This window comes from Caulobacter sp. SLTY, assembly GCF_009905535.1.
Lineage (GTDB): Bacteria > Pseudomonadota > Alphaproteobacteria > Caulobacterales > Caulobacteraceae > Caulobacter.
Genome location: NZ_JAAALA010000007.1, coordinates 138,109 through 160,565 on the forward strand (window position 1 = coordinate 138,109; position 22,457 = coordinate 160,565).

At 68.1% G+C, this 22,457-nt stretch carries 21 protein-coding genes; 10 read left to right on the forward strand and 11 right to left on the reverse strand.

Translation table 11 applies throughout. The features are described from left to right. Positions 1–95 precede the first annotated feature (95 nt). The 5 genes from GVN21_RS20530 to GVN21_RS06040 all read right to left on the reverse strand — a co-directional run bounded on the left by GVN21_RS20530 (position 96) and on the right by GVN21_RS06040 (position 7,084). Positions 96–1,976: an Ig-like domain-containing protein gene (locus GVN21_RS20530; RefSeq protein WP_205689951.1), complete on the reverse strand. Its 1,881-nt coding sequence runs from the start codon at positions 1,974–1,976 to the stop codon at positions 96–98. 562 nt (positions 1,977–2,538) lie between these two features. After that, the gene (locus GVN21_RS06025) at positions 2,539–4,509 is read right to left on the reverse strand and encodes an Ig-like domain-containing protein (protein WP_166573819.1); all 1,971 of its coding nucleotides are present in this window, start codon (positions 4,507–4,509) and stop codon (positions 2,539–2,541) included. 193 nt (positions 4,510–4,702) lie between these two features. After that, positions 4,703–5,110 (reverse strand): DUF2177 family protein, encoded by a 408-nt coding sequence (locus GVN21_RS06030; protein ID WP_166573820.1) that lies wholly within the window; start codon positions 5,108–5,110, stop codon positions 4,703–4,705. Positions 5,111–5,173: 63 nt separating this feature from the next. Further along, positions 5,174–6,181, reverse strand: a complete 1,008-nt coding sequence (locus tag GVN21_RS06035) for a nitronate monooxygenase family protein (protein WP_166573821.1) — start codon at positions 6,179–6,181, stop codon at positions 5,174–5,176. Between the two features lie 273 nt (positions 6,182–6,454). Then, on the reverse strand, positions 6,455–7,084 hold the full coding sequence (locus GVN21_RS06040) for a 50S ribosomal protein L11 methyltransferase (protein ID WP_166573822.1): 630 nt from the start codon (positions 7,082–7,084) through the stop codon (positions 6,455–6,457). Positions 7,085–7,162: 78 nt separating this feature from the next. On the opposite strand from GVN21_RS06040, the gene GVN21_RS06045 reads away from it, so the two are divergent. The 5 genes from GVN21_RS06045 to GVN21_RS06065 all read left to right on the forward strand — a co-directional run bounded on the left by GVN21_RS06045 (position 7,163) and on the right by GVN21_RS06065 (position 12,206). Beyond that, positions 7,163–8,590: a methylmalonyl-CoA mutase family protein gene (locus GVN21_RS06045; protein WP_240902775.1), complete on the forward strand. Its 1,428-nt coding sequence runs from the start codon at positions 7,163–7,165 to the stop codon at positions 8,588–8,590. Positions 8,591–8,594: 4 nt separating this feature from the next. Next, positions 8,595–10,754: a methylmalonyl-CoA mutase gene (gene scpA, locus GVN21_RS06050; RefSeq protein WP_166573824.1), complete on the forward strand. Its 2,160-nt coding sequence runs from the start codon at positions 8,595–8,597 to the stop codon at positions 10,752–10,754. A 3-nt stretch (positions 10,755–10,757) separates the two neighbouring features. After that, positions 10,758–11,207 carry a hypothetical protein gene (locus GVN21_RS06055; protein WP_166573825.1) on the forward strand — a complete coding sequence of 150 codons (450 nt, stop codon included), beginning with the start codon at positions 10,758–10,760 and terminating at the stop codon, positions 11,205–11,207. Positions 11,208–11,325: 118 nt separating this feature from the next. Continuing rightward, complete coding sequence (locus GVN21_RS06060) at positions 11,326–11,760, forward strand: hypothetical protein (RefSeq protein ID WP_166573826.1); 435 nt, start codon at positions 11,326–11,328, stop codon at positions 11,758–11,760. After that, the gene (locus GVN21_RS06065; protein WP_166573827.1) at positions 11,757–12,206 is read left to right on the forward strand and encodes a hypothetical protein; all 450 of its coding nucleotides are present in this window, start codon (positions 11,757–11,759) and stop codon (positions 12,204–12,206) included. Before GVN21_RS06060 ends, GVN21_RS06065 begins: the two co-directional genes overlap by 4 nt. On the opposite strand, the gene GVN21_RS06070 is transcribed toward GVN21_RS06065, so the two are convergent. The 3 genes from GVN21_RS06070 to GVN21_RS06080 form a co-directional block, all read right to left on the reverse strand. Further along, a complete protein-coding gene (locus GVN21_RS06070) occupies positions 12,199–13,038 on the reverse strand; it encodes an SDR family NAD(P)-dependent oxidoreductase (RefSeq protein ID WP_166573828.1) in 840 nt (279 codons plus the stop codon). The genes GVN21_RS06065 and GVN21_RS06070 overlap by 8 nt on opposite strands. Positions 13,039–13,095: 57 nt before the next feature. Further along, the gene (locus GVN21_RS06075) at positions 13,096–13,506 is read right to left on the reverse strand and encodes a DUF4112 domain-containing protein (RefSeq protein ID WP_166573829.1); all 411 of its coding nucleotides are present in this window, start codon (positions 13,504–13,506) and stop codon (positions 13,096–13,098) included. Between the two features lie 63 nt (positions 13,507–13,569). Beyond that, positions 13,570–14,100 (reverse strand): DUF4112 domain-containing protein, encoded by a 531-nt coding sequence (locus GVN21_RS06080; RefSeq protein ID WP_166573830.1) that lies wholly within the window; start codon positions 14,098–14,100, stop codon positions 13,570–13,572. Positions 14,101–14,296: 196 nt separating this feature from the next. On the opposite strand from GVN21_RS06080, the gene meaB reads away from it, so the two are divergent. Both meaB and GVN21_RS06090 read left to right on the forward strand, forming a co-directional pair. Next, complete coding sequence (gene meaB / locus GVN21_RS06085; RefSeq protein ID WP_166573831.1) at positions 14,297–15,271, forward strand: methylmalonyl Co-A mutase-associated GTPase MeaB; 975 nt, start codon at positions 14,297–14,299, stop codon at positions 15,269–15,271. A 67-nt stretch (positions 15,272–15,338) separates the two neighbouring features. Next, positions 15,339–15,734, forward strand: a complete 396-nt coding sequence (locus GVN21_RS06090) for a hypothetical protein (protein WP_166573832.1) — start codon at positions 15,339–15,341, stop codon at positions 15,732–15,734. A gap of 17 nt (positions 15,735–15,751) precedes the next feature. On the opposite strand, the gene GVN21_RS06095 is transcribed toward GVN21_RS06090, so the two are convergent. Further along, on the reverse strand, positions 15,752–16,324 hold the full coding sequence (locus GVN21_RS06095; RefSeq protein ID WP_166573833.1) for a hypothetical protein: 573 nt from the start codon (positions 16,322–16,324) through the stop codon (positions 15,752–15,754). A 90-nt stretch (positions 16,325–16,414) separates the two neighbouring features. Next, positions 16,415–17,242, reverse strand: coding sequence for a 23S rRNA (adenine(2030)-N(6))-methyltransferase RlmJ (rlmJ, locus tag GVN21_RS06100; protein ID WP_166573834.1), 828 nt, complete (start codon positions 17,240–17,242; stop codon positions 16,415–16,417). Between the two features lie 115 nt (positions 17,243–17,357). Between rlmJ and GVN21_RS06105 the strand changes: the two genes are divergently transcribed. The 3 genes from GVN21_RS06105 to GVN21_RS06115 all read left to right on the forward strand — a co-directional run bounded on the left by GVN21_RS06105 (position 17,358) and on the right by GVN21_RS06115 (position 21,292). Then, positions 17,358–18,365 carry a DNA topoisomerase IB gene (locus GVN21_RS06105; protein WP_166573835.1) on the forward strand — a complete coding sequence of 336 codons (1,008 nt, stop codon included), beginning with the start codon at positions 17,358–17,360 and terminating at the stop codon, positions 18,363–18,365. A 107-nt stretch (positions 18,366–18,472) separates the two neighbouring features. Further along, the gene (locus tag GVN21_RS06110; protein ID WP_166573836.1) at positions 18,473–19,681 is read left to right on the forward strand and encodes an LLM class flavin-dependent oxidoreductase; all 1,209 of its coding nucleotides are present in this window, start codon (positions 18,473–18,475) and stop codon (positions 19,679–19,681) included. Positions 19,682–20,137: 456 nt separating this feature from the next. Beyond that, on the forward strand, positions 20,138–21,292 hold the full coding sequence (locus GVN21_RS06115) for an HPP family protein (RefSeq protein ID WP_166573837.1): 1,155 nt from the start codon (positions 20,138–20,140) through the stop codon (positions 21,290–21,292). Here the strand turns inward: GVN21_RS06115 and GVN21_RS06120 are convergent. Then, the gene (locus tag GVN21_RS06120) at positions 21,231–22,307 is read right to left on the reverse strand and encodes a zinc-binding dehydrogenase (protein ID WP_166573838.1); all 1,077 of its coding nucleotides are present in this window, start codon (positions 22,305–22,307) and stop codon (positions 21,231–21,233) included. The two genes, GVN21_RS06115 and GVN21_RS06120, sit on opposite strands and share 62 nt — an antisense overlap. Between the last annotated feature and the right edge of the window lie 150 nt (positions 22,308–22,457).

The window sequence follows — 22,457 nt, forward strand, 5'->3', positions numbered from 1 at the left end:
TGCGGCCAGGGTGGCGCGGATTTCATCCAAGCGAAATCCCCGCCGCCTGTTTCCAGGCGACGGGGATCCTGTTCCAAGCAGCGGGGGTCCTGCCTTTAGGCGAACAGGTCGGGGATGGTGGTCTGCGCCGTCGCCGGGCCGCCGGCGGCGCCATAGATGGTGTCGATCGTCACCCCGGCCAGACCGATAAAGCCGGTGCTGAGCTGGGCCACGGTCAGCTGCGTCGCCGAGTTCACCAGCAGGGTGAAGTCCGCCACGCGGTCACCGTTGGTGTCGCCTTCGATGATATAGCCGTACGTGGTCCCGGCGGCGGCGCCGTTCTCGTAGCTGGTCGCCATCTGGCCGTAGGTCCGGATGGTCATCTGGCCCGCCGTGCCCGTCAGGTTGTCGACGATCACGAAGTCCTGGTCGCCCATGGCGCGGGTCGAGGCATCGACGCCGCTCAGGTCGATCCGGTCCCGTTCCGCGAAGCTGTAGTCATAGATCACGTCAACGCTGCCACGCGCGACCGAGCTGTCAGCCTGGTCGCTGTAGAGAAAGGTGTCGGCCCCCGAACCACCCTTCAGCCGGTCGGCCTGCAGGCCGCCGTTCAGGGTGTCGATACCGCCTCCACCGAAGATGGTGTCGGCCCCCTGCCCGCCGGACAGGACGTTGTTCACACCGTTGCCGATGATCTGGTTGGCGAGGCCGTTGCCGGTGCCGTTGATCGACGCCCCACCCGTCAGGGTCAGGTTCTCGACGTCGGTCGACAGGGTGAAGCTGACCGACGAGAGCACCTTGTCAGTGCCGGCCCCGACATTTTCGCTGACTACGTCGCCGAGGTTGTCGACGATGTAGGTATCATCCCCATCGCCGCCGCTCATCACGTCGGCGCCCGTTCCGCCGTCGATCAGGTCGTTGCCACCGCGGGCGTACAGACGGTCATTACCGGCCAGGCCCTTGATCTCCTCGGACGCGTCAGTCGCGAAGATGGCGTTGTCCGCCGCCGTGCCGATCAGGGGGTTGTAGGCGCCGTTGACGGTCACCGACACGCTGCCCACGTCGGTGTTGCCGCCGGTGGCCGCGTCACTGATCGTGTAGCTGAAGGTCTCGACCAGCGACTGGCCGGGGCCGATCGCCGCGTTGGTCGCCGCGCCAGGGGTGAACACTAGGTTGCCGTTGGCGGCCAGACGGACGGTCGAACCCGACGCCAGGGTCACATTCTGGCCGACACGGATGGCGATACCCTCGACGTGGGTCACTCGCAGCGTATCGCCCTGCAGGTCGGTATCGTTGGCCAGCACGTTGATCTGCACCGCGACCGGTTCGGTGGTGGTGGCCGTGTCGTCATTGGCGACCGTCTCAGCCGGGACAGCGAGACTTGCGGCGTAGGAGATCATATTGACCGCGAAATCTTCCCAGGCATTGTCCGAGCCGGGGTCGGCGTTGCTGTAGTGAACAGCCGGCGCGGTGGTGTAGATGATCGTGCCCGACCCATAGGGGAAGCTGAAGGCCGTGACCTCATCGGGGTTGTCACGGGTCATCAGGATCTTGGCCCCGGGCGGAAGGCTCGAGGCAACCACATAGCCGTGGTTCGAGGAGGTGCCGTTGTCGATGCTGGTGTCGGTGACCGTGCCGTAGGGCGTCGAAGCGATCAGGGCGCCATCTCGACCCAGGTTCATCTCCACGTCGTGGGAATCAGTGATAACGCGGATGTCGATACCCGTGCCGGCGAAGAGCGCGTTGGGGTCGCCGGACTGCAGCCAGTCGTTGAAGAACAGCACCAGACCGTCCGACACGGCGTCCAGCACGTCCGCCCAGTTCGGCGGATAGGGTCCGCCGAACTCCGTCTCGAGAACCAGCACATCCAACGCCGCGAGTTGGGCGGGCGTCAGGGTCGTGACGCTGATGGCGTTGTGGCCCAATTCGACGATTTCGTCCGCCTGACGCGCATCACCAGCGCCAAGACGCGTATTCAGATAACCAATATCAGCCATCGTGCTTTTCCAATCCTGTGTGTGCAGATGGCCGATCCGGCGACCCCATGGGTCGCTCGGTGCAAACGGCCATCATCTCGGACCCCCGAAGATGGGCCTAAGGGCCACCCGAAGCGCGCCGCCGACAGTGATAAAAATTGATTGTATTCAATATTTTATGGCAGCATCCAACGAATCCACAGGCGTTGAAACTGTTCCGTACCCGGTGCAATTGCGTAGAAGCTGTCAGCCCGACACGCGGACTTTCGCCCAGCCGGTTGACTACCGGCTACTGGGGTCCGACAGGATACCTGTCGCCCGCGACGGGCAGTCGAGGACAGCAGCTGGGGCCATGGACGCCCCTCTGCGCCTCCTCAAGATGGGTAATCTTTAGTCACGGCTTGCGGCCGGCAAACAGTGAAAAAAACTGGCTCAACCCGGATTTTTTCGCGCGCAGTCCGGCAGGTTCTAGCCCCGCGATCGTTTGCGAAGTTCAGAGCCACAGACGCCAACGGCCGCGCGATCTCTCGCGCGGCCGGGCCAAGGTTCGCCTCCTCCGGGACTGGAGGAATGTTCCTTATGGTCAGAAGAACTCTGGGATCGTGGTCTGCATCGCCGCAGGGGCGGATGCGTGGGCCCCGATGCTGGTGATGTTCACCGCGGCCACCCCGATAAAGGCGCTGCCCAACTGGGATACCGTGAGGGCGGCCTGGCTGTTCAGCAACAGGGTGAAGTCGGAAACCCGATCGCCGTTGATGTCCGCCTCGATGATGTAGCCATAGGACGACGGCGCGGCGACGGGGCCCCCGTCTTCCGACCGGATGCTCAGCAACCCGTAGGTCTTGATGGTCATCTGGCCTTGCACGCCCGTGAAGGCGTCGACGATGGTGAAGTCCTGATCGCCGGCCTTGCTGGTCTGGGCGTCGATCAGCTTGAGGTCGATCTTGTCCTGCTCGGCCACACTGAAATCATAGATGATGTCGGTGTTAACGCCCGGGCCCCTGACCGGAGCCCCTTGGGCGCCGCCGGGAAGGGACGGAACCGTGACGGTCGCCTGGCTCTCGCCGTGCGCCTTGTAGACGAAAACGTCCGCGCCGGAGCCGCCCATCAGGTCATCCCCGCCGTTGCCGCCGTAGATGGCGTCCGCGCCGCCGCCGCCGAAGATGCTGTCGTGGCCCGCCATGCCGGTCAGGGTGTTGTTCACCCCGTTGCCGGTGATCTCGTTGTCGGTGGCGTTGCCGATGCCCTCGACCGCCGTGCCGAGCAGGACAAGGTTCTCGACCGCGGCGCTGAGCGTGTAGGACACCGATGACCGGACGGTGTCGATCCCATCGCCGGTGTTTTCACTGACCTGGTCGCGGGTGCTGTCGACGATGTAGGTGTCATCGCCCGAGCCGCCGCTCATGATGTCGACGTCCAGCTGGCCGCCGCCGCCTCCATCGAGGATATCGTTGCCGGCCCCGCCGTACAGGCGGTCGTTGCCGCCCTTGCCGTTCATTTCATCGTCGAAGGCGGTGCCGTTCAGCACGTCGGCCCCGTTGGTGTAGCCCTTGATGATGGTGTAGCGGCCGTTGACGGTGACCGTCACGCTGCCCTCGTCGGTCAGACCGCCAGTGACGGCGTCCGCGATGGTGTAGCTGAAGGTCTCGGTTCCGGTCTGACCGAGGTTCAGCTGGTTCACTGTCGGGCCGGAAATATAGACCAGCGTGCCGGCGACCGTCAGCTGCACGGTGGAGCCCGAGGCCAGCGTCACGACCTGGCCCGGCCGGACCGCCATACCGTCGATGTGGGTGATCCGCAGCGGGTCGCTCTCGGCGTCGGTGTCGTTGGCCAACACGTTGATGATCGCCGGCGTGCCTTCGTTGATGGTTGCCGTGTCGTCGGTGGCAACGGGCGCGGTGTTCAAGGGCGGCTGAGCCTGACCGAGCGTCAGGGCGTGGGCCAGGATGTTGACCCCAAAGTCTTCCCAGACGTTGTCGGACCCCGGATTGCTGTTGTTGTAACCGCCGAAATCGAGCGGAACACTGGAGTAGATGATCGCACCGGCCCCGTGGAACACCACGAAAGCCGTCACATGGGTCGGGTCGTCGGTGGTCATCAGCACCTGCGAACCGGCCGGCAGGCTCGAGAGCAACGCGTAGCCGTGGTTCGAGAAGCCCCCGTTATCCAGGCTGGTATCGGTGACCGTGCCGAAGGGTGTTGAGGCGATCTCGGAACCGTCGGTCCCCAGCTGCATGGCGACAGAAAACTCGCGCGTGAAACTAATGCTCGTCCCGGCCGGCATCAGGTTCGCCGCATCGGTGACGTAGCGGTCATGGATCACCACGACCAAGCCGTTGTTCACCGCGGCGAGAACGTCCGGCCATGCCGCCAGAAGACCGGCGTCGTAGCCGCCATTGTCAGGGTTCTGGACGAGCAGCACGCGCAGCGGCTGCAGCGTCGTGGCGGTCAGCGAGGTGACGTTGACCCCTGTCTCGCCGACTTCGACGATCTCGTCGAGCTGGTTGGCGTTACCCGCCCCGATTTGCATATCGTAATAGCCGACGTCGGCCATGGTCGTCTCTCCCGATCGATCGTGCACATGGTGCTGCGAGCGCCCTCGTCAGGGTCGCTCGAACTCAACGCCAGCGTCTTGGAACCCCCCAAGATGCCGGGATTTGCTCACGCGATTCGCGACTTAGCAAGCCCGCAAAACGTTGTGCGATAAAGGGCTGCACTCGTTTTGAGGGCAATTCGCCCGACGGGCGTTATTGACCCTGGACGAGCCTCGCGCCGAAGAAGCCGGCCGTTGCGATGGAGGCGGTAACGAAGGCGCCCCAAGCCAAATCCGCCGCCACGATCGTCCAGGAAAAGCCCTTCAGCGTGGCCATGTTGGTCAGGTCATAGGTGGCGTAGGCGACGAACCCGAACACCGCGCCGAATATCAGCGCCGTCGTCCAGGACCCGCTCTGCAGCGCCGGCTTCACGGCGAAGAACACCGTGCCCGCCAGGTAGATCAGGTAGAAGGCCACCGCCGCGCCCATGTTGGGCTTTTCGAGCAGCAGCGGACCGATCTCACGCTGGTAGAGCTTCTGGGCAATCACGGCGAGCCAGAGGAAATCCAGCGCGATGAAGGCGAGCCCGGAGGCGACATAGGCGGCGGCGTATTTCAGCATCGGTTTCTCCCAGCGCAAGCCAAGCTAGACCGATCAACGCCGCCGCCAAGGGCCGGTTCAGCGCTACTCCGCCGCCAGAGCCATGGCCGCGCCGGCGGTCAGCGCCGTCTTGGCCGCCAGCTCCTGCTTGGCGGCCTCGTACTCGGCCGAGAAGCGGGCGACCAGTTCGCCGGCCGTGGGGATGTCCTTCAGCGCGCCGATGCCCTGGCCGCAGCCCCAGATGTCGCGCCAGGCCTTGGCTTCCTGGTTGCCGCCCGACCCGAAGTTCATCTTCGACGGGTCGCTGACCGGCAGGTTGTCGGGATCCAGGCCGGCGTTGACGATCGACGGGCGCAGGTAGTTGCCGTGCACGCCGGTGAACAGGTTGGAGTAGACGATGTCGCTGGCCCCGCTCTCGACGATCATGTCCTTGTAGCCCTGCTGCGCGCGGGCCTCCTGCGTGGCGATGAAGGCCGAGCCGATATAGGCCAGGTCAGCCCCCATGGCCTGCGCCGCCAGGATCGAGCGGCCGTGGGCGATGGAGCCCGACAGGGCCACCGGCCCGTCGAACCACTCCCGGATTTCCTGCACGAGGGCGAAGGGCGAGGTGCCGCCGGCATGGCCGCCGGCCCCGGCCGCGACCGGCACCAGGCCGTCGGCGCCTTTCTCGATGGCCTTTCGGGCGAAGCGGTCGGTGATCACGTCATGCAGCACGATGCCGCCCCAGCCATGCACGGCGTTGTTCAGGTCCTCCCGGGCGCCCAGCGAGGTGATCATCACCGGGACCTTGTATTTGGCGCACAGCTCGACGTCCTCCTCGAGCCGGTTGTTGGTCTTGTGGACGATCTGGTTGACCGCGAACGGGGCCGACGGCAGGTCGGGATTGGCCTTGTCCCAGGCCGCCAGCTCCTCAGTGATCTGGGCCAGCCATTCATCCAGCTGGCTGATCGGCCGCGCGTTCAGCGACGGGAAACTGCCGACCATGCCGGCCTTGCACTGGGCGATCACCAGCTCCGGCCCCGAGATGATGAACAGCGGAGAGCCGATCACCGGCAGGCGGAGGCGGTCGCGGAGGACGGGCGGCAGAGCCATGGATCATCACCTTGGGGCAAGTTGGTATACACTGTAAATATAACACCTGTTTGAGCCGCGCAACGGTGTCCTTGGGGCAGGTTCCTGTTCGCCGCCACCTATCCCTTCTTCCCGTCATCCTGGCCGGAGCGCGAAGCGCGGAGAGCAGGGACCCAGGGGTGCGTGATCTCGATGTTCGACGCAACATTGCGTCTGGTGCGCGCCCCCCCCCTAGGTCCCGGATAAGCGCTGCGCGCTTTCCGGGATGACGGGGACTAGGGTGGGTCCAGTTCCCTACCCTTCGAGCCGAAACACCGCCGCGGGTCCCCGCCCCGACCCGAAATCCACCACCTCATAGTCCGCCAGCCGAACCAGCCGCCCCGACGGCAAGGTCCGCCGCCAGGGATCGCCAATCAGCACCTCAGTCCTCGCCGCCCGGCAACGCGCCAGAAACGGCAGCACCCGGTCCGCCAGCGCCGCCTCGTAGAACAGGTCCCCGACCAGCACGAGGTCCGCCTCCGGCGCCTCCCTGTCCAGAAGGTCCCCTGCCCTCGCCTCAAGGCTCACCCCAGCCAGGCCTGCGTTCAGCCGCGCCGCCACCACCGCGAAAGGATCGACGTCCACCGCGGTCACCGCGCTCGCGCCGGACAACGCCGCCACGATCGCCACCAGACCCGACCCCGTCCCCAGGTCCAGAACGCGCCGCCCGGCCACGGTCCCCGGACGCTCCGCCAGATACCGCGACAACGCCAGCCCGCCGCCCCACAGGTGCGCCCAGTACGGCGAGCCCATCGCCGGATACCGCTCGCCAAGCGCTCGCAGGCCACTCGCCGGCCCCGCCAGATGCAGCCGCACGCCTGGGCAGCCGGCGACCTCGCTCACCGGCAACCGTTCGCGGATGAAGGCTTCGATGTCGCTGTCCATGGTCCCTTCGGGCGCTTGACGCTCCTTACGTCACGGGCGCATGACGCCCGCGTCAACTGCACTGCTGGAGCCGCCGCCTTGCCCGTTCTGTCCCTGGCTGACGACTTCCCCGCCGCTCCCCGCGAGGAGTGGCTGTCCCTGGTCGAAAAGACCTTGAAAGGCCAGTCCTTCGAGGACGCCCTGATCTCCCGCACCGGGGGCGGCCTGTCCATCCAGCCGCTCTATACCGAAGGCCCCGCCAACCCCCGCGACCTGCGTCCGCGCGACGCCACGCGTCCCTGGGACCTGCGCACGGTCGTCGCCCATCCGGACCCCGCCCGCGCCAACGCCGACATCCTCAAGGACCTGGAACAGGGGGCCGCCTCCGTCCTCATCCGCATCGACCCGACCGGCCAGGACGGCGTCGCGGTCGCCTCGTCCGAAGACCTGGCCCGCGTCCTCGACGGCGTGCTGCTCGACCTCGCTCCCGTCACCCTCGACGCCGGCTTCCTGGGTCCAAAGGCCGCCGACTGGCTGGCCACCCTGGCCAAGGGCGCGCCCAACGCCCCCCTCGCCTTCCATATGGACCCGTTGAGCGCCTTTGCCCGCACCGGCGCCTCGCCGGGGCCGATGGAAAGCCACCTGGTCTCCGCTGCCACCGTTGGCGCCCGCTTGCACGCTGCCCATCCCAAGGCCGGGCTGATGCTTGCCAGCGGCACGGTGGTCCACGAGGCCGGCGGCGGTGAGTCGGAGGAGCTGGCGGTGATGAGCGCCGCCGCGGTGGCCTACGCCCGCGCCCTGGTCCGCGCCGGCCTGTCGATGAAAGAGGCCTTCGGGGCCATCACCCTCGGCGTCTCGGTGGATGGCGAGTACTTCACCAGCATCGCCAAGGTCCGCGCCGCCCGCGTCCTCTGGGCCCGGATCACCGCCGCCTGCGGCGTCGAGCTGCCGGCCCGTGTCGAGGTCCGCTCCTCGCGCCGGATGCTGACCCGCAAGGACCCCTGGACCAACCTGCTGCGCCTCACCGCCGCCGGTTTCGCCGCCGCCGTTGGCGGGGCCGACGCCATCGTGCTCGGCGCCTACACCGACGCCATCGGCCTGCCGACCACCTTTGCCCGCCGCCAGGCCCGCAACACCCAGCTGGTGCTGATGGAAGAGGCCAACCTCGGCCGCGTCGCCGACCCGGCCGGCGGCTCCGCCTATCTCGAGACCCTGACCGACCAGATCGCCCGCGCCGCCTGGGGCGGCTTCCAGGCCATCGAGGCCGAGGGCGGGCTGATCGAGGCCCTGTCCAAGGGCGTGGTCGCCAAGGCCGTCACCGGCACCCGCGACGCCTGGCTGAGCGCCCCGCGCAAGATCCTCGGCGTCAACGCCTTCCCAAACGCCGTCGAGGCCCCGGTCGAGGTCGAGATCCCCGACCCCGCCGCCTTCGCCAAGCCCATCCCGGACCTGCGCATCCCCGGCCCATCGGCCAGCTGCCCGGCCCTGCTGCCCGTCCGCCTCGCCGCCGCCCACGAGGAGGCCTGAAATCATGTCGACCTTCCCCAACTTCGCCGACCTTCCCTTCGACGCCGACCTGAAGGTCTCCACCCCGACGACGGGTGAGGCCTGGGAAACCCCCGAGGGGATCGCTGTCGCGCCATCCTACGGCCCAGAGGACGTGGCCGAGCTCGACTTCCTGCAGGGCTATCCGGGCGTAGCGCCCTTCCTGCGCGGCCCCTACCCGACGATGTACGTCACCAACCCCTGGACGGTGCGCCAGTACGCCGGCTTCTCCACCGCCGAGGACAGCAACGCCTTCTACCGCCGCAATCTGGCCGCCGGTCAGATGGGCCTATCGGTGGCCTTCGACCTGGCCACCCACCGCGGCTACGATTCCGACCATGAGCGGGTGAAGGGGGATGTCGGCATGGCCGGCGTGGCCATCGACAGCATCCTCGACATGCGCACCCTGTTCGACGGCATCCCGCTCGACAAGATGAGCGTCTCGATGACCATGAACGGCGCCGTCCTGCCGATCCTGGCCCTCTACATCGTGGCGGCCGAGGAACAGGGCGTTTCGCCGGAGAAGCTGTCCGGGACCATCCAGAACGACATCCTCAAGGAGTTCATGGTCCGCAACACCTACATCTATCCGCCGCTGCCCAGCATGCGGATCATTTCCGACATCTTTTCATACACTTCCGAGAAGATGCCGAAGTTCAATTCCATCTCGATCAGCGGCTATCACATGCAGGAGGCCGGCGCGACCGCCGACCTGGAGCTGGCCTACACCCTGGCCGACGGCATCGAATACGCCCGCGCCGGCGTGGCCGCCGGGATGACCATCGACCAGTTCGCGCCGCGCCTCAGCTTCTTCTGGGCCATCGGCATGAACTACTTCATGGAAGTGGCCAAGATGCGCGCCGCCCGCCTGCTCTGGGCGCGGCTGATGAAGCGCGAATTCGACCCCAAGGACAGCCGCAGCCTCTCCCTGCGCACCCACAGCCAGACCTCCGGCTGGTCGCTGGCCGCCCAGGACGTGTTCAACAACGTCTCCCGCACCGCCGTCGAGGCCATGGCGGCGGTCAACGGCCAGACCCAGTCGCTGCACACCAACTCCCTCGACGAAGCCCTTGCTTTGCCGACGGATTTCTCCGCCCGGATCAGCCGAAACACCCAGCTGTTCCTGCAGCTGGAAAGCGGCACCACCCGCGTCGCCGACCCCTGGGGCGGCAGCTACTACGTCGAGCGCCTGACCCACGACCTGGCCGCCCGGGCCCTGGAGCATATCGAGGAGGTCGAGGCCCTGGGCGGCATGGCCAAGGCCATCGAGCAGGGCCTCCCCAAGCTGCGCATCGAGGAGGCCGCCGCCCGCACCCAGGCCCGCATCGACGCCAATCGCCAGAGCGTGGTGGGCGTCAACCGCTACCGCCCGGAAGTCGCCGACGACATCCCGGTGCTGAAGGTCGACAACGCCGCCGTCCGCGCCGCCCAGCTGGAAAAACTCAAGCGCCTCAAGGCGGAACGCAACGAAGCTGAGACCCAGGCCGCCCTCCAGGCGCTGGAAGACGGCGCGCGGGGGACCGGCAACCTGCTGGCCCTGGCCGTCGACGCCGGCCGCGCCAAGGCGACGCTCGGCGAAATCAGCTATGCTCTGGAAAAGGTCTTCGGCCGCCACCGCGCCGAGATCAAATCCATCCAGGGCGTCTACATGAAGGAAGCCGGATCCAACCCCGCCGTGGCCCGCGCCAAGGCCATGGTCGACGCCTTCGAACAGGCCGATGGCCGCCGCCCCCGCATCCTGATCGCCAAGATGGGCCAGGATGGCCACGACCGTGGCCAGAAGGTGATCGCCACCGCCTTCGCCGACCTCGGCTTCGACGTCGACATCGGCCCCCTGTTCCAGACCCCCGCCGAAGCCGCCCGCCAGGCGGTGGAGAACGACGTCCACGTGGTCGGCGCCAGCTCCCTCGCCGCTGGCCACCTGACGCTCGCCCCCGAGCTGAAGGAAGAGCTGGCCAAGCAGGGCCGGCCGGACATCATGACGGTGATCGGCGGCGTCATCCCGCCCCAAGACTGGCCGGAGCTCGAGAAGGCAGGCGTCGCGGCGATCTTCCCGCCGGGCACGGTGATCGCGGAAGCGGCCATCGACCTGCTGGAGAAGCTGAACCGTCAGCTCGGCTACGAGCAGGCCAGCGCGGCTGAGTAGATCGTGAACCGGCAGACCTCGGCTGGAAGAGTCGCGGCAGCGATCGCCGTGGGCTCCCTGATCGGCCCGTTCTGCGTTCTGATGATCGTCGGCCTCGTTGGACCACCGACCGAGACCTGGGAAGAATGGCTGTTTCTGCTCCTGTTGTCTTTGATCCTCGGATCGCCGATCGCAGCCGCTGCCATAACGGTCCTTTTTGGCCCCCTCTGGATTATCCATCACCGGCGTCGTGGCCGGCTGGGCGCCTTTCTCCTCCTGGCAACGCTGGCCGCGTTTGTTATGGCCAGCATGATCGCGCTCTACCTGCTCAGCTTGTCCGGGCCGTCTGAGCCGCTTGTCGCCATCGGGATCATACTGGCTTTGACGGCGGCCGGACTCCCGACCGGCGCCATTGTCTGGTGTATCGCTTACGGGCTCGGCAGCGATGACCCCCAGCCGCCGGCGAGGGGTTGACCCTCAGGTTTGTTGCCGGCGCAGAAATCGCAACTGACACTTCACGGTTTCTGCATGGCTCATGGCCGCGCCCTGCAGCCTTGGTCGCGAAACTGTTCTCCGCCGTTCGGAGATCGCCATGTCCCCTCACCTCCTACCTGTCCGCCTCGCCCTCGCAGCCGTTACCGCCTGGCTGCTGCCCTCGCTGATCCTGGCCAACATCGTCATGGTCGGCGACGCCTTCACCGCCAACGGCCCGGACGCCGACATGATCAGCGCCGCGGCCACCGCCTGGATCGCCGGGCCGGTGATGGGCCTGCTGCACGGCTGGCCATTCCTGCTGGCGGCCTTCGCCGGCTGGGCGCTGCTGCATCACTGGAAGCTGGCCAGCGCCAAGACGGCCGCCGGCCTTGGCCTGCTCTGCGGCTTGGCGGCGGGCATCGTGCTGAGCGATGCCAACGGCTTGGGCGTGGAGACCGGCTGGTTGTTCGCCGCCCCGGTGATCGGCATGGTTACCGGACTCGCCGTCTGGTGGGTCGCCTACGGCACGGGCGCAAAGGAGCAGCAGGCATGACCCGTTCCCGCCAGCGCACAACCGCCCTGCGTGTCCTGCTCGCTATCGCCTTCGTCTGGCTGACCGCCTCCTATGTGATGGGCGCCGCCTTCGTCGTCCCGGTCCTCATGGGGGGCGCGGAGCCGGGTCCCAACAACGTCATCTTCTGGCTCTTCAGCTTTCCAATGGTCGGCGGGATCGTCGGCGCGCCCTTCCTGATCCTGGCCGGCATGGCCTGGTTCCTGCTCCACCGCGCCGGCCGCGCCACCGCCTGGCTGGCCACGATCAGCGGCGGAGGCGTCGGCATGGCCCTCGCCGTGGTCCTGTTCGCTTTCTTCGGCGCCCCGATCCCGCCGATGATCACGGCCCTGATCTCAGCACCCCTGATCGGCTGGCTGGCCTGGCGCATAGCCTACGGCGGCGCTCAGCCCGAAACCCCCGCCGTCGCGGCCGAAGCCTTCAACTGATCCCGGTCATCCCGCTGTCCACCGCCAGCGTCTGCCCCGTCACATAGACGCTCTCGTCCGACAGGAAGAACAGCGCCGCATAGGCCACCTCCCACCCCGTCGCCTGACGACCGAACGGCACCGGCGCCCGGCCCCGGCTCGGCCGGCCTTGGGTCGCCGCCCGGCCGAGCGGCGTATCGACCAGCCCCGGGGCGACAATGTTGGCCCGCACGCCCTTGCGCGCGCCTTCCAGCGCCACGTGCCGCATCAAGCCGCCCAGCGCCGCCTTTGATGCGTCGTACGCCGGCAGCCGCGATCCGGCGACCAACCCGGCGATCGAGCTAATGAAGACAACCGAGCCTCCCGACTCCATCGCCGGCAGAGCCTCGCGGCAGCACAGCATAGGCCCCCGAAGGTTGATCCCCAGGACCTGGTCCCACTCCTCGGTCTTCACCGCCGACAGCCCAAGACCGCCCAGGCCGACCCCGACGTTGCAGACCATGCCGTCCAGCCCGCCCATCTCGCGCACCGCCGTCTCGACCATGGCCGCCACGTCGGCCTCATGGCGGATATCCGCGCCGATCGGGACGCTGTTGCCGCCCTCGGCCGCGATCAGGGCGACCGTCTGCGCCGCGCTGGCTTCATTGCGGTCGGCCACCGCCACCGCCGCGCCTTCTCGCGCCAGCAGCAGGCTCATCGCCCGGCCGTTGCCGACCGGATCGGTCTCGGCGTCAACCGTCCGCTGCCCGCCGCCGACGACCAGCACCCGCCGGCCGGCCATGCGGCCGCGTCCCGGCGCCCGACCTTCCGATTCCGCGCTCGGCGGCCGGATATAGCGTTCGTCGTCTGCCATGCGGCGATCCCCCTGTCTTGTCGTTAGGGGCAGTCTCGCGCGCCGACGGGCGGCTGTCTAATGGGCGAACTTGCTGGGGCCCTTCTTGCGGGTCCGCTTCTTGGGCGACACATCCTCCGGCGCCCCGTGCCTGTCCTCGATGTCCTTCTGCAGCGCGGTCGCGGCCAGCATGTGGCCCTGCCACAGGAAGTCGACGGCCGAGCCCAGGATCGGCACCGCGCTCGAACCGCTATCGACCAGGAGGTAAAAGACCATCCGCAGGAAGGTAGCCATACCCACCCCGGCCCGAAGCGCCTCGAACAGCAGGAACAGCGCCCCGCCGATGCTGTAGACGGTCCCGGCCACGGGCACCCAGGTCAGCAATCCGTCCAACCCGACGCCGAACGGCCCGATCCCGATCACACGGTCGGAGATGGTCTTGATCGCCTCGGCGGATTTCCAGGCGCTGTGGGCGCGTTCACGGCTCATGCAGCCGGAGCGTATAACGCCACTACCGGTTCCGACCAGCCCTGTTAACGCTGTTACCCGAAATCAGCCCTGCGGCGGAATCGACGGCACGTCGATCGGCTTTTCCTTGGCCCCATCGCCGCCCAGGAACACCACTCGCCGGCTTTCCTTGCCCTGGCGCACGCGCGCCATCAGGTCGCGGTACTCGACGGTCCCCATCGCCTCGGCGCGGGTCCCCTCGAAATAGATGGTCTCTTCCATATGCTTCAGAAGCAGGTCCGCCGCCCACTTGTGCCCGGTGAAAAGGGCGTCGGCCACCGCACCCGCCTTGCCGAACAGCGGCGCCAGGGTGTCGACGGCCAAGATGGCCGCCATCTGCAGCAGAACCATCACCGAGGCCCGCGCCCGCACGCCTTCGAAGATCAGCAGCGCTCCGGCCAGGCCGCTGTAGGCCACGCCCGGATTGACCTTGCCGATCGGTGGCAAGAGATTCAGCGCCGCATCCAGGCCGACGCCGAATGGCCCCACGCCGACGACGTTGTCCGACAGCTTCTTGATCCGCTCGATGCTCTTGCGGGTGTTGTGCAGCTCAACGTGGGTGCGGGCCAGGAACATGATCGACTCCGAGGACGCGGTGGAGCCAATCCGCCCCCCTTGGTCGCCACTCTGCCCTATAGTTTACGAAAGTTGAATGCCGCCGCCGCTGGATTCCCCCCACGCGGGTCAGCTTGACCATTCCGCCCGCCGTCTGCCGCGCAATCCGGCGAGCCACCGGCTTCCCCGAAGCCCGGCAACCGCCTAAAGCCACGCCATGCGGCCCGACCTAAACTCCCTCGCCGAACGCATCGTCGCCCGCGACCGTGCGGCCTTGGCCCGCGCCATCACCCTGGTCGAAAGCCGCCGCTCCGACCATCAGGCCGATGCCCGCGGCCTGCTGCAGACCCTGATGCCTCACACCGGCGGGGCTCAGCGGGTGGGAATCACGGGCGTACCCGGCGCCGGCAAGTCGACCACCATCGAGGCGCTGGGCGGCAACCTCACCGCCGCCGGCCACCGAGTCGCCGTCCTGGCCGTGGACCCCAGCTCCAGCCGCACCGGCGGTTCCATCCTCGGCGACAAGACGCGGATGGAGCGACTCGCCTCCGACCCCAACGCCTTCATCCGCCCCAGCCCCAGCGCCGGTGAGCTCGGCGGCGTCGCCGCCCGCACCCGTGAAGCCATCCTGCTGTGCGAGGCCGCCGGCTTCGATGTGGTCATCGTCGAGACGGTCGGGGTCGGACAGTCGGAGACGGTCGTCGCCGACATGGTCGACATCTTCCTGGCCATCCTGATCCCCGGGGGCGGGGACGAGCTGCAGGGTATCAAGAAGGGCCTCATCGAGATCGCCGACCTGATTCTGATCAACAAGGCCGACACCGACCCCGCCCGCGCCGAGCGCAGCGCCCGCGAATACCGAAACGCCCTCCACATCCTCACCCCGGCCCACCCCGACTGGACCCCGCCGGTGCTCACCGCTTCGGGCCTCAACAACGCCGGCCTCGACCAGCTCTGGGCCCAGGTCCAACGCCACACCGAGGTGATGACCGCCAACGGCCAACGCGCCGCCCGCCGCGCCGGCCAGAACGGCCGCTGGATGTGGGCCATGGTCCGCGACCGCCTGCTGCGCTCCTTCCGCGAAGACCCGAACGTCGCCGCCCTGGTCCCCGATCTCGAACGCCAGGTCCTGGCAGGAGGGGTCCCCGCCTCCGCCGCTGCGGACCGGTTGTTGGCGGCGTTTGGGCGCTGAACCCCCTTTTCCGATCTCGCGCCCCAATCCGGTGGATGCTTCCTTGGCGCCCTGCAAGGAGGCTTGGATGTCATCGCTGCTGACGCTCGTGCTGCTGCTGGTGGACCAGGCGCCCGCCGCCCCGATCAACTGGGACTATCGCCCGCCGGCCACCCCGCCCGCCGCCGCCCCGGCAAAGGCGGATGGCGAGGACGAAGACTGGGGAATCGAAGCCTTCCGGGCTGCAGCGCCCGCCAAGCCTGCGCAGGCCGAGGCCCGCGAGGCCGCCAACCGCGCCGCCATCGCTCGCGCCGAACAGGCCCGCCAGGACGCCGCCGGCGCCTGGCCGGAGCCTGCAGAGAAGACCATGACATGCCGAGAGACCCCGACGGGCCTCGTCTGCGGCACGTCGGAGAAGGCGATGGACGAACAGGAGCGGCTCACCAAGGAGCGGCTCGACGCGCTGGAGAGGGATGACCCGTAAGGCCCCAGCCCAGAGCCTTAGCCTTGGACCAACCGCTTGGCCTGCGCCACCCAGGCCTCCCGCGCCACCCGGCCCATCAGCTTCAGCTCCTTGTCGAGCGTGGCGATGTCCGCCTCCGTCAAGGCGGCGATCTGTTCGAACCGGGTGATGCCCTTGTCGGCCAGCATGGCGGCCATCTTCGGCCCGATGCCGGTCATCACGGTCAGGTCGTCAGCCGCCTTGGCAACCGCCACCGGCGCTTCGATCACGGTCTCGACAGCCGCCTCCACCGGCTCGGCCACGGCCTCGACAACCTCGACCGCCGCATCGGCCACGGCTTCCACAGTCTCCGCCGCAAGCTCGACCGGCTCCAGCACCGCCTTCTCGGCGGCCGCCACGACCTCGGGCTCGGGCTTGGGCAGCACCTTCGGTTCCGGCAGCACGGCTTCCAGGTTTGTCGGCCGCATCCAGCGGGTGGCCCAAAACATCGCCGCGCCAACCATGGCCGCGCTGCCGATCATCAGCCAAAGAGGAGAGGCCAGGCCGACCGGCAGCCGCAGGGCGTTCTCGCTCGTCGCATCGAGTTCGGGGGTCTTCAGGGTGAGGGTCATCGCGCGCTCCGCCATCCACGGGCGGCCGGGGTCATGCCGCCGTTGTGCGTTGCAGCATAACACAGCCAGGAATTTCGCAAATGCGAAATATCAGCCGTTCAGCCGCCAGGCCTCACCCCTGCCCTGCCCTTCGCCCAGCCCCGCCACCCAGGCGCAAACCTCGCCCAGCGGCCCCTCCAGCCCGGCCGGCGCCCCGGCGATCACCAGGGCGCAGCCATTCATCTTCATCGGATCGTTCAGCGGCCGCAGCCGGCACTCCGCCACCAGCGCGTCCGGCGCGATCGGCTCGATGTCCCGCAGGAAGGCGTCGAAGGTCTCCATATCCTTCAACGGCAGCCAGGCTGCCAGACACGCCCAGGGGTTACGCCGCTTCACCTCGCGCCAGGTCTCCACGATCCGCCGATAGTCGTCCGCCCGCTCGAACGGCGGATCGATCAGAACGAACGCCGGCCCCTTGGCCCGCCCGGTCGCGGCCACCGCCGTCTCATAGCCGTCGGCCTGCCGCGCCTCCGCCTGCCGCCAGGGCGCGAGGGTCTGCTCCAGCAGCGCCAGATCATCGTCACGCAGTTCGCACGCCGTATAGAGGTCCTGCCGCCGCAGCCGCGCCGCGATCAAGCTCGGCGAACCCGGATAGAACCGCACGACGCCGTCCGGATTGCCCGCCCGCACCGCGGCCTTCAGCCCGTCGAACACCCCCGGCGCGCCATCATCCGCCATCAGCCGGAAGATCCCCTGCGCCGCCTCCCCCGTCCGCCGAGACAGCTCCCCCTCCAGGTCGTACCCCCCGGCCCCAGCATGGGTATCGACGATGTTCAGCGAGTGCTCCCCCGCCTGCAGCGCCTCCAGCAAAAGCAGCAGGCCCGCATGCTTCACAAGGTCGGCGAAATTCCCGGCGTGAAAGGCGTGGCGATAGTTCAACGGCGGCCTCCGGAACAACGACGCCTCCCGCCACGTTGGCGTGATCACAGGAGGGGCGCGATGTCCGGTCATCTCAGAACGCGCGGCCCCGTCAACCGCCAAGGTGATCGCTGACATGCCGCTCGACACCGCCAACCTCCCGGAAGACCTGCCCGAAGGCCTCATCTACTGCAGCGACGAGGGCCCCGGCATCCGCCGCCGCAAGACCGCCAAGGGCTTCACCTACCTCGACGACCGCGGCGCCCCGGTCACCGCCGCGGCCACGATCGACCGCATCGAAAAGCTGGTCATCCCGCCCGCCTGGACCGACGTCTGGATCGCCCCCCGCCCCGGCTGCCACATCCAGGCCACCGGCCGCGACGTGAAGGGCCGCAAGCAGTACCGCTATCACGACGACTGGCGCGCCCACCGCGACGAGGGCAAGTATGGCCGCGTCGCCGCCTTCGGCCGCGCCCTGCCCGCACTTCGAAAGCGCGTCGAAGCCGACCTGCGCAAGCGCGGTCTGCCCCGCGAAAAGGTGCTGGCCGCCGTGGTCAGCCTGCTGGAACAGACCCTGATCCGGGTCGGCAACGACGAATACGCCAAGACCAACAAAAGCTTCGGCCTGACCACCCTCCGCGACAAGCACGCCAAGCTCAGCGCCGCCGGCGGCCGCTTCGAGTTCGTCGGCAAGAGCGGCAAGACCCACAGTACCGCCTTCCACGACCGTCGCCTGGCGCGCATCGTCAAGGCCTGCCAGGACCTGCGCGGCCAGCGGCTGTTCCAGTACCAGGACGAAACCGGCGAGATTCGCCCGGTGATGTCGGGAGACGTCAACGACTACCTCCGCGCCGCCACCGGCCAGGAGTTCACTGCCAAGGACTTCCGCACCTGGGCCGGCACCCTTGAAGCCGCCCGCATCCTCTGCGTCCAGGGCGACACCACCGCCACCAAGGCCACGGTGACCGCCTGTGTGAAGGACGTCGCCAAGCGGCTCGGCAACACCCCGGCGGTCTGCCGAAAAGCCTACATCCACCCGGCCATCACCGAGGCCTTCGAGAAGCGCACGCTGGCGGTGAAACCCGGCAAGTCGGATCGGGCGTTCGAAACCGCGGTGATCCGTCTGCTGGAGAAGGTCGCCTAAGTAGAAATCCGAGTGAAACCTGACGCCAAGTCACCCTTCCCTTCCCTGCAACCACCCCTAAACTGATCGCCAATCACTCAAGGACGTCCGGGGAGGGACGCATCACAATGGCCGGTCGGAAACTGCGCTTCGGCGCCTTCATCGCCCCCTTTCACCCGCTGCGCGAGAACCCCACCCTCGCCCTCGAACGCGACATCGAGCTGGTCCAGCACATGGATCGCCTGGGCTATGACGAGGCCTGGATCGGCGAGCACCACTCGGCCGGCTATGAGCTGATCGCGTCCCCGGAGCTGTTCATCGCTACCGTGGCCGAGCGCACCAAGCACATCCGTCTGGGCACCGGCGTCTCCTCCCTGCCCTACCACCACCCCCTGATGCTGGCTGACCGCATCAACCAGCTGGACCACATCACCCGCGGCCGGGTGATGCTGGGCTGCGGCCCGGGCGCCCTGCCGTCGGACGCCTTCATGATGGGCATCCCCGTCAGCGCCCAGCGCGACCGGATGGACGAGGCCCTCGACGTTATCGTGGCCCTGCTGCGCGGCGAGGAGGTCTCCAAGAAGACCGACTGGTTCGAGCTCAACGAAGCCCGCCTCCAGATGAACCCCTATAGCCGCCCCAGCGTCGAGATTTGCGCCGCCAGCCAGGTCTCGCCCACCGGGGCCAAGGCCTGCGGCCGCCACGGCATCGGCATGCTCAGCATCGGCGCCACCCAGTCGGGCGGCTTCAACGCCCTGGCCTCCAACTGGGCCATCGCCGAGGAAAGCGCCGCCGACAACGGCAAGACCGTCGACCGCAATAACTGGCGCCTGGTCGGACCGGTGCACATCGCCGCCACCCGCGAGGAGGCCCGCGCCCAGGTCCGCTTCGGGCTGGAAGACTGGCTCTACTACTTCCGCGAGGTTGCCGCCCTGCCGCTGGCCCCGTCCGATGGATCGGACCCGGTCGACGCCCTGGTCAACTCCGGCATGGCCGTCATCGGCACGCCCGACGACGCCATCGCCCAGATCGAGCGGCTTGAAAAACAGTCGGGCGGTTTCGGCGCCTTCCTGATGATGGATCACAACTGGGCCGAATGGGATAACAAGAAGAAGTCCTACGAACTCTTCGCCCGCTACGTCGCGCCAAAGTTCCAGGGCCTTAACGAGAACCGCGAAACCAGCCTGAAGTGGGCCGCGGAAAATCGGCCCCGCTTCATCGGCGAGGCCATGGCGGCCGTCGGCATGCGCGTCGCCCAGCACATCCAGGAAAAAGGCACGGACAACATCCGCCCCGAAATCCTCGCCGCAATGGGCATGGACAAGAAGCCGGAATAGTCGCCTGGGGACCGGATCGCCGCCACGCGGCGTTCCTGTCCCCGGTCAGCGCCGGCGCTGGACCCATTCCTGCTCCAGCCGTCCGGATCGCGCCCGCTGAACCGTCGGCGCTGATCGGGGACAGGTAGCGCGCTGGCGCGCGCAACCGGTCCCCATAATTTTTACCCGGACGAAATTCCAAGGTCGTCCCACCGCCTCTCCGCCCCCCAAATCGACCCGTCGTTGGTGTAGGTTTTGCGGGCTCATCGTGGGCTACAATCCCAGCTCATCGACCTACACCGCGGGCCACACCCCAGGCTACCGCCAGCACCTCTCGGCCCACACCCAAGGCACTGATTCTCCAAATCAATACCTCCCCAGCGGATCGATTTTCCCTCCCCCGCCCGATCAACGGGCTATAATCGTAGCCCGCTTCGCCAAGCCTCCGAGCCGAGACGGCCGCCCCGGAACCCACTCATGCCGTCCCTGTCCGCCTATCTCCGCCGGTTCTGGCCCAACCCCGCGCCGCTCCCGCTGGCCGAGCGCCTCAAAGCCTTCCTCGGCGCGCTAATCGGCATCGCCCTGACCGGCCTGGTCACCCACCTGGCGATCCCTGACGCCGGCGCCCTGCCCCTGCTGATCGCCCCGATGGGCGCCAGCGCGGTGCTCCTGTTCGCCGTCCCCGCCAGTCCGCTGGCCCAACCCTGGTCGATCCTCGGCGGCAACGTCATCTCGGGCCTGGCCGGCGTCACCTGCGTTATGCTGATCCCCGACCCCACTCTGGCCGCCGCCGCCGCGGTGGCCAGCGCCATAGTCCTGATGAGCCTGGCCCGGTGTCTCCATCCGCCCGGCGGGGCCGTGGCCCTGACCTGCGCCGTGGGCGGCCCGGTCGTCCACGCCGCCGGATACGGCTTCGTGCTCGTCCCGGTCGCGCTCAACTCGCTGCTGCTGCTCGCCGTCGCCCTGATCTTCAACAACCTGGCGGGCCGCTCCTACCCCCACGTCGCCCATGCCCCGCCGCCGGCGCCGCACGGCACCGCCGATCCGCCGCCCGACGTGCGCGTCGGCTTCACCCTGGCCGACATCGACGAGGCCCTGCGCCGCTACGGCGAGTTGCTTGATGTCTCTCGCGAAGACCTCGACGCCCTGTTCCGCCAGGTCGAGGTCCAGGCCTACCGCCGCCTGCACGGCGAGATCCGCTGCGCCGACATCATGTCCCGCCACATCGTCAGCCTGGCGCCGGAAGACGATCAGGCCCAGGCCCGCGACCTCCTCGCCGGCCACGACTTCCGCTCCGCTCCGGTCCTCGACGAGGCCGGCCGCCTGCAAGGCCTGATCACCCGCGCCATCCTGCTCACCGGCGGCGAAGGCCCCGTCGGCGCGGTCATGGACATCGACCCGCCCACAGCCGGCCCGGCAACGCCCATAGACGAACTCCTCCCCGTCCTCTCCCACGGCGAATGGCGCGAGGTGATGATCCTCGACGACACGCGCCGGGTCGTCGGCATGGTCACCCAGACCGACCTGCTGGCGGCCCTCTACCGGGCGCGGGTGGCGGAGGCGGTAGCCGTCACGCCATCGACGGATCGACCAGGATTTTCACATGCGCCTCGGGATCGCCAAGGTCCTTGAACGCCTGCGCCACGCCGCTGAGTCCCACCTTGCCGGTGATCAGCGGGGCGACGTCCAGCCGGCCCTCGGCGATGTCGTGCAGGGTCGCCGCGAAGCTTTCCGGCGTGTAGCCGAGCACGAACTTCATATCGAGCTGCTTGTTGATGCACAGGGACGGCTCGATCTTGTCGGCCTCCATGCAGACCCCGGCCACCACGATCTGAGAACCCGGCGGGCATCCCTCGATGACGCTCTGCAGCACACCCGGCGAGCCGACGCACTCGAACACCACCGACCGGCCCTTCAGCTGGCCGCTCATCCGCGCCATGGCGTGCTCCGCCAGGCTAGCCGGGACGCCAAAGTCCTTCCACTTCAGGTGGGGCGAGCCCTCCGCCGGGTCGACCACCACATCGGCGCCCAGCTTTTCCGCCAGCCGACGCCGGGCCGGCGAGAAGTCGGCGGCGATGATCGGCCCGTGCCCGCGCAGCTTCAGCGCCGCGATCACCGCCAGGCCGACCGGCCCGCAACCCAGCACCAGCGACGCGCTCCCCGGCTGCAGATCGGCCTGCAGCACCGCATGCGCGCCGACCGCCATCGGCTCGGTCAGGGCGGCCAGGTCAGGCTCCAGCCCATTGGGCACCTCCAGCAGCATGGCCTCGGTCAGGGCCATGTACTCGGCGAACCCGCCGGGGAAGGTGTTAGAGTATCCGACCGCCTCGAACCCGTTGGGCCCGAAGGTCATCGGGATGGAGACCACCCGCGTCCCCGGCTTGAACCGCCCGCCGCCCGACCCGTGCTCGATCACCTCGGCGCAGAACTCGTGGCCGAACACCATGTCGGCCTTGGGGTCCATGCTGTCCCGCCCGCCCGCCTTGCGGGTAAGCTCGACCATGTGGTCGAGGTAGTGCAGCGCATGCAGGTCCGACCCGCAGATGCCGCACAGCAAGGTCTTGACCAGCGTCTGTCCGGGCCCCGGCGTCGGCGTCCCGATCTCGTCGCAAACCAGCTGTCCCGAACGGCGAACCACGGCGCGCATGATGTCTCTCCCAAGGCCGTCTCGGCGGCTTGGCAAGCAGGTTATCGAACGCAATCTCCGCGTGAAGGGGCGCCGTGGCGGAAGGGATTCGAGAAAATTCAGTTCCGCCCCCCTTGGGGGCGGGGGACCGCCCGCGAAGCGGGTGGTGGG

Bases quoted from the DNA above. Each gene is read 5' to 3' on its own strand.
- GVN21_RS06095 (WP_166573833.1), bottom strand. From the start codon at position 16,324: ATGACCCTCACCCTGAAGACCCCCGAACTCGATGCGACGAGCGAGAAC.
- GVN21_RS06120 (WP_166573838.1), bottom strand. From the start codon at position 22,307: ATGCGCGCCGTGGTTCGCCGTTCGGGACAGCTGGTTTGCGACGAGATC.
- GVN21_RS06070 (WP_166573828.1), bottom strand. From the start codon at position 13,038: ATGGCAGACGACGAACGCTATATCCGGCCGCCGAGCGCGGAATCGGAA.
- GVN21_RS06080 (WP_166573830.1), bottom strand. From the start codon at position 14,100: ATGTTCCTGGCCCGCACCCACGTTGAGCTGCACAACACCCGCAAGAGC.
- GVN21_RS06065 (WP_166573827.1), top strand. From the start codon at position 11,757: ATGACCCGTTCCCGCCAGCGCACAACCGCCCTGCGTGTCCTGCTCGCT.
- GVN21_RS06035 (WP_166573821.1), bottom strand. From the start codon at position 6,181: ATGGCTCTGCCGCCCGTCCTCCGCGACCGCCTCCGCCTGCCGGTGATC.
- GVN21_RS06110 (WP_166573836.1), top strand. From the start codon at position 18,473: ATGGCCGGTCGGAAACTGCGCTTCGGCGCCTTCATCGCCCCCTTTCAC.
- GVN21_RS06060 (WP_166573826.1), top strand. From the start codon at position 11,326: ATGTCCCCTCACCTCCTACCTGTCCGCCTCGCCCTCGCAGCCGTTACC.
- GVN21_RS06090 (WP_166573832.1), top strand. From the start codon at position 15,339: ATGTCATCGCTGCTGACGCTCGTGCTGCTGCTGGTGGACCAGGCGCCC.
- GVN21_RS06105 (WP_166573835.1), top strand. From the start codon at position 17,358: ATGCCGCTCGACACCGCCAACCTCCCGGAAGACCTGCCCGAAGGCCTC.
- GVN21_RS06025 (WP_166573819.1), bottom strand. From the start codon at position 4,509: ATGGCCGACGTCGGCTATTACGATATGCAAATCGGGGCGGGTAACGCC.
- scpA (WP_166573824.1), top strand. From the start codon at position 8,595: ATGTCGACCTTCCCCAACTTCGCCGACCTTCCCTTCGACGCCGACCTG.
- GVN21_RS06075 (WP_166573829.1), bottom strand. From the start codon at position 13,506: ATGAGCCGTGAACGCGCCCACAGCGCCTGGAAATCCGCCGAGGCGATC.
- GVN21_RS06115 (WP_166573837.1), top strand. From the start codon at position 20,138: ATGCCGTCCCTGTCCGCCTATCTCCGCCGGTTCTGGCCCAACCCCGCG.
- meaB (WP_166573831.1), top strand. From the start codon at position 14,297: ATGCGGCCCGACCTAAACTCCCTCGCCGAACGCATCGTCGCCCGCGAC.
- GVN21_RS06040 (WP_166573822.1), bottom strand. From the start codon at position 7,084: ATGGACAGCGACATCGAAGCCTTCATCCGCGAACGGTTGCCGGTGAGC.
- GVN21_RS06030 (WP_166573820.1), bottom strand. From the start codon at position 5,110: ATGCTGAAATACGCCGCCGCCTATGTCGCCTCCGGGCTCGCCTTCATC.
- GVN21_RS20530 (WP_205689951.1), bottom strand. From the start codon at position 1,976: ATGGCTGATATTGGTTATCTGAATACGCGTCTTGGCGCTGGTGATGCG.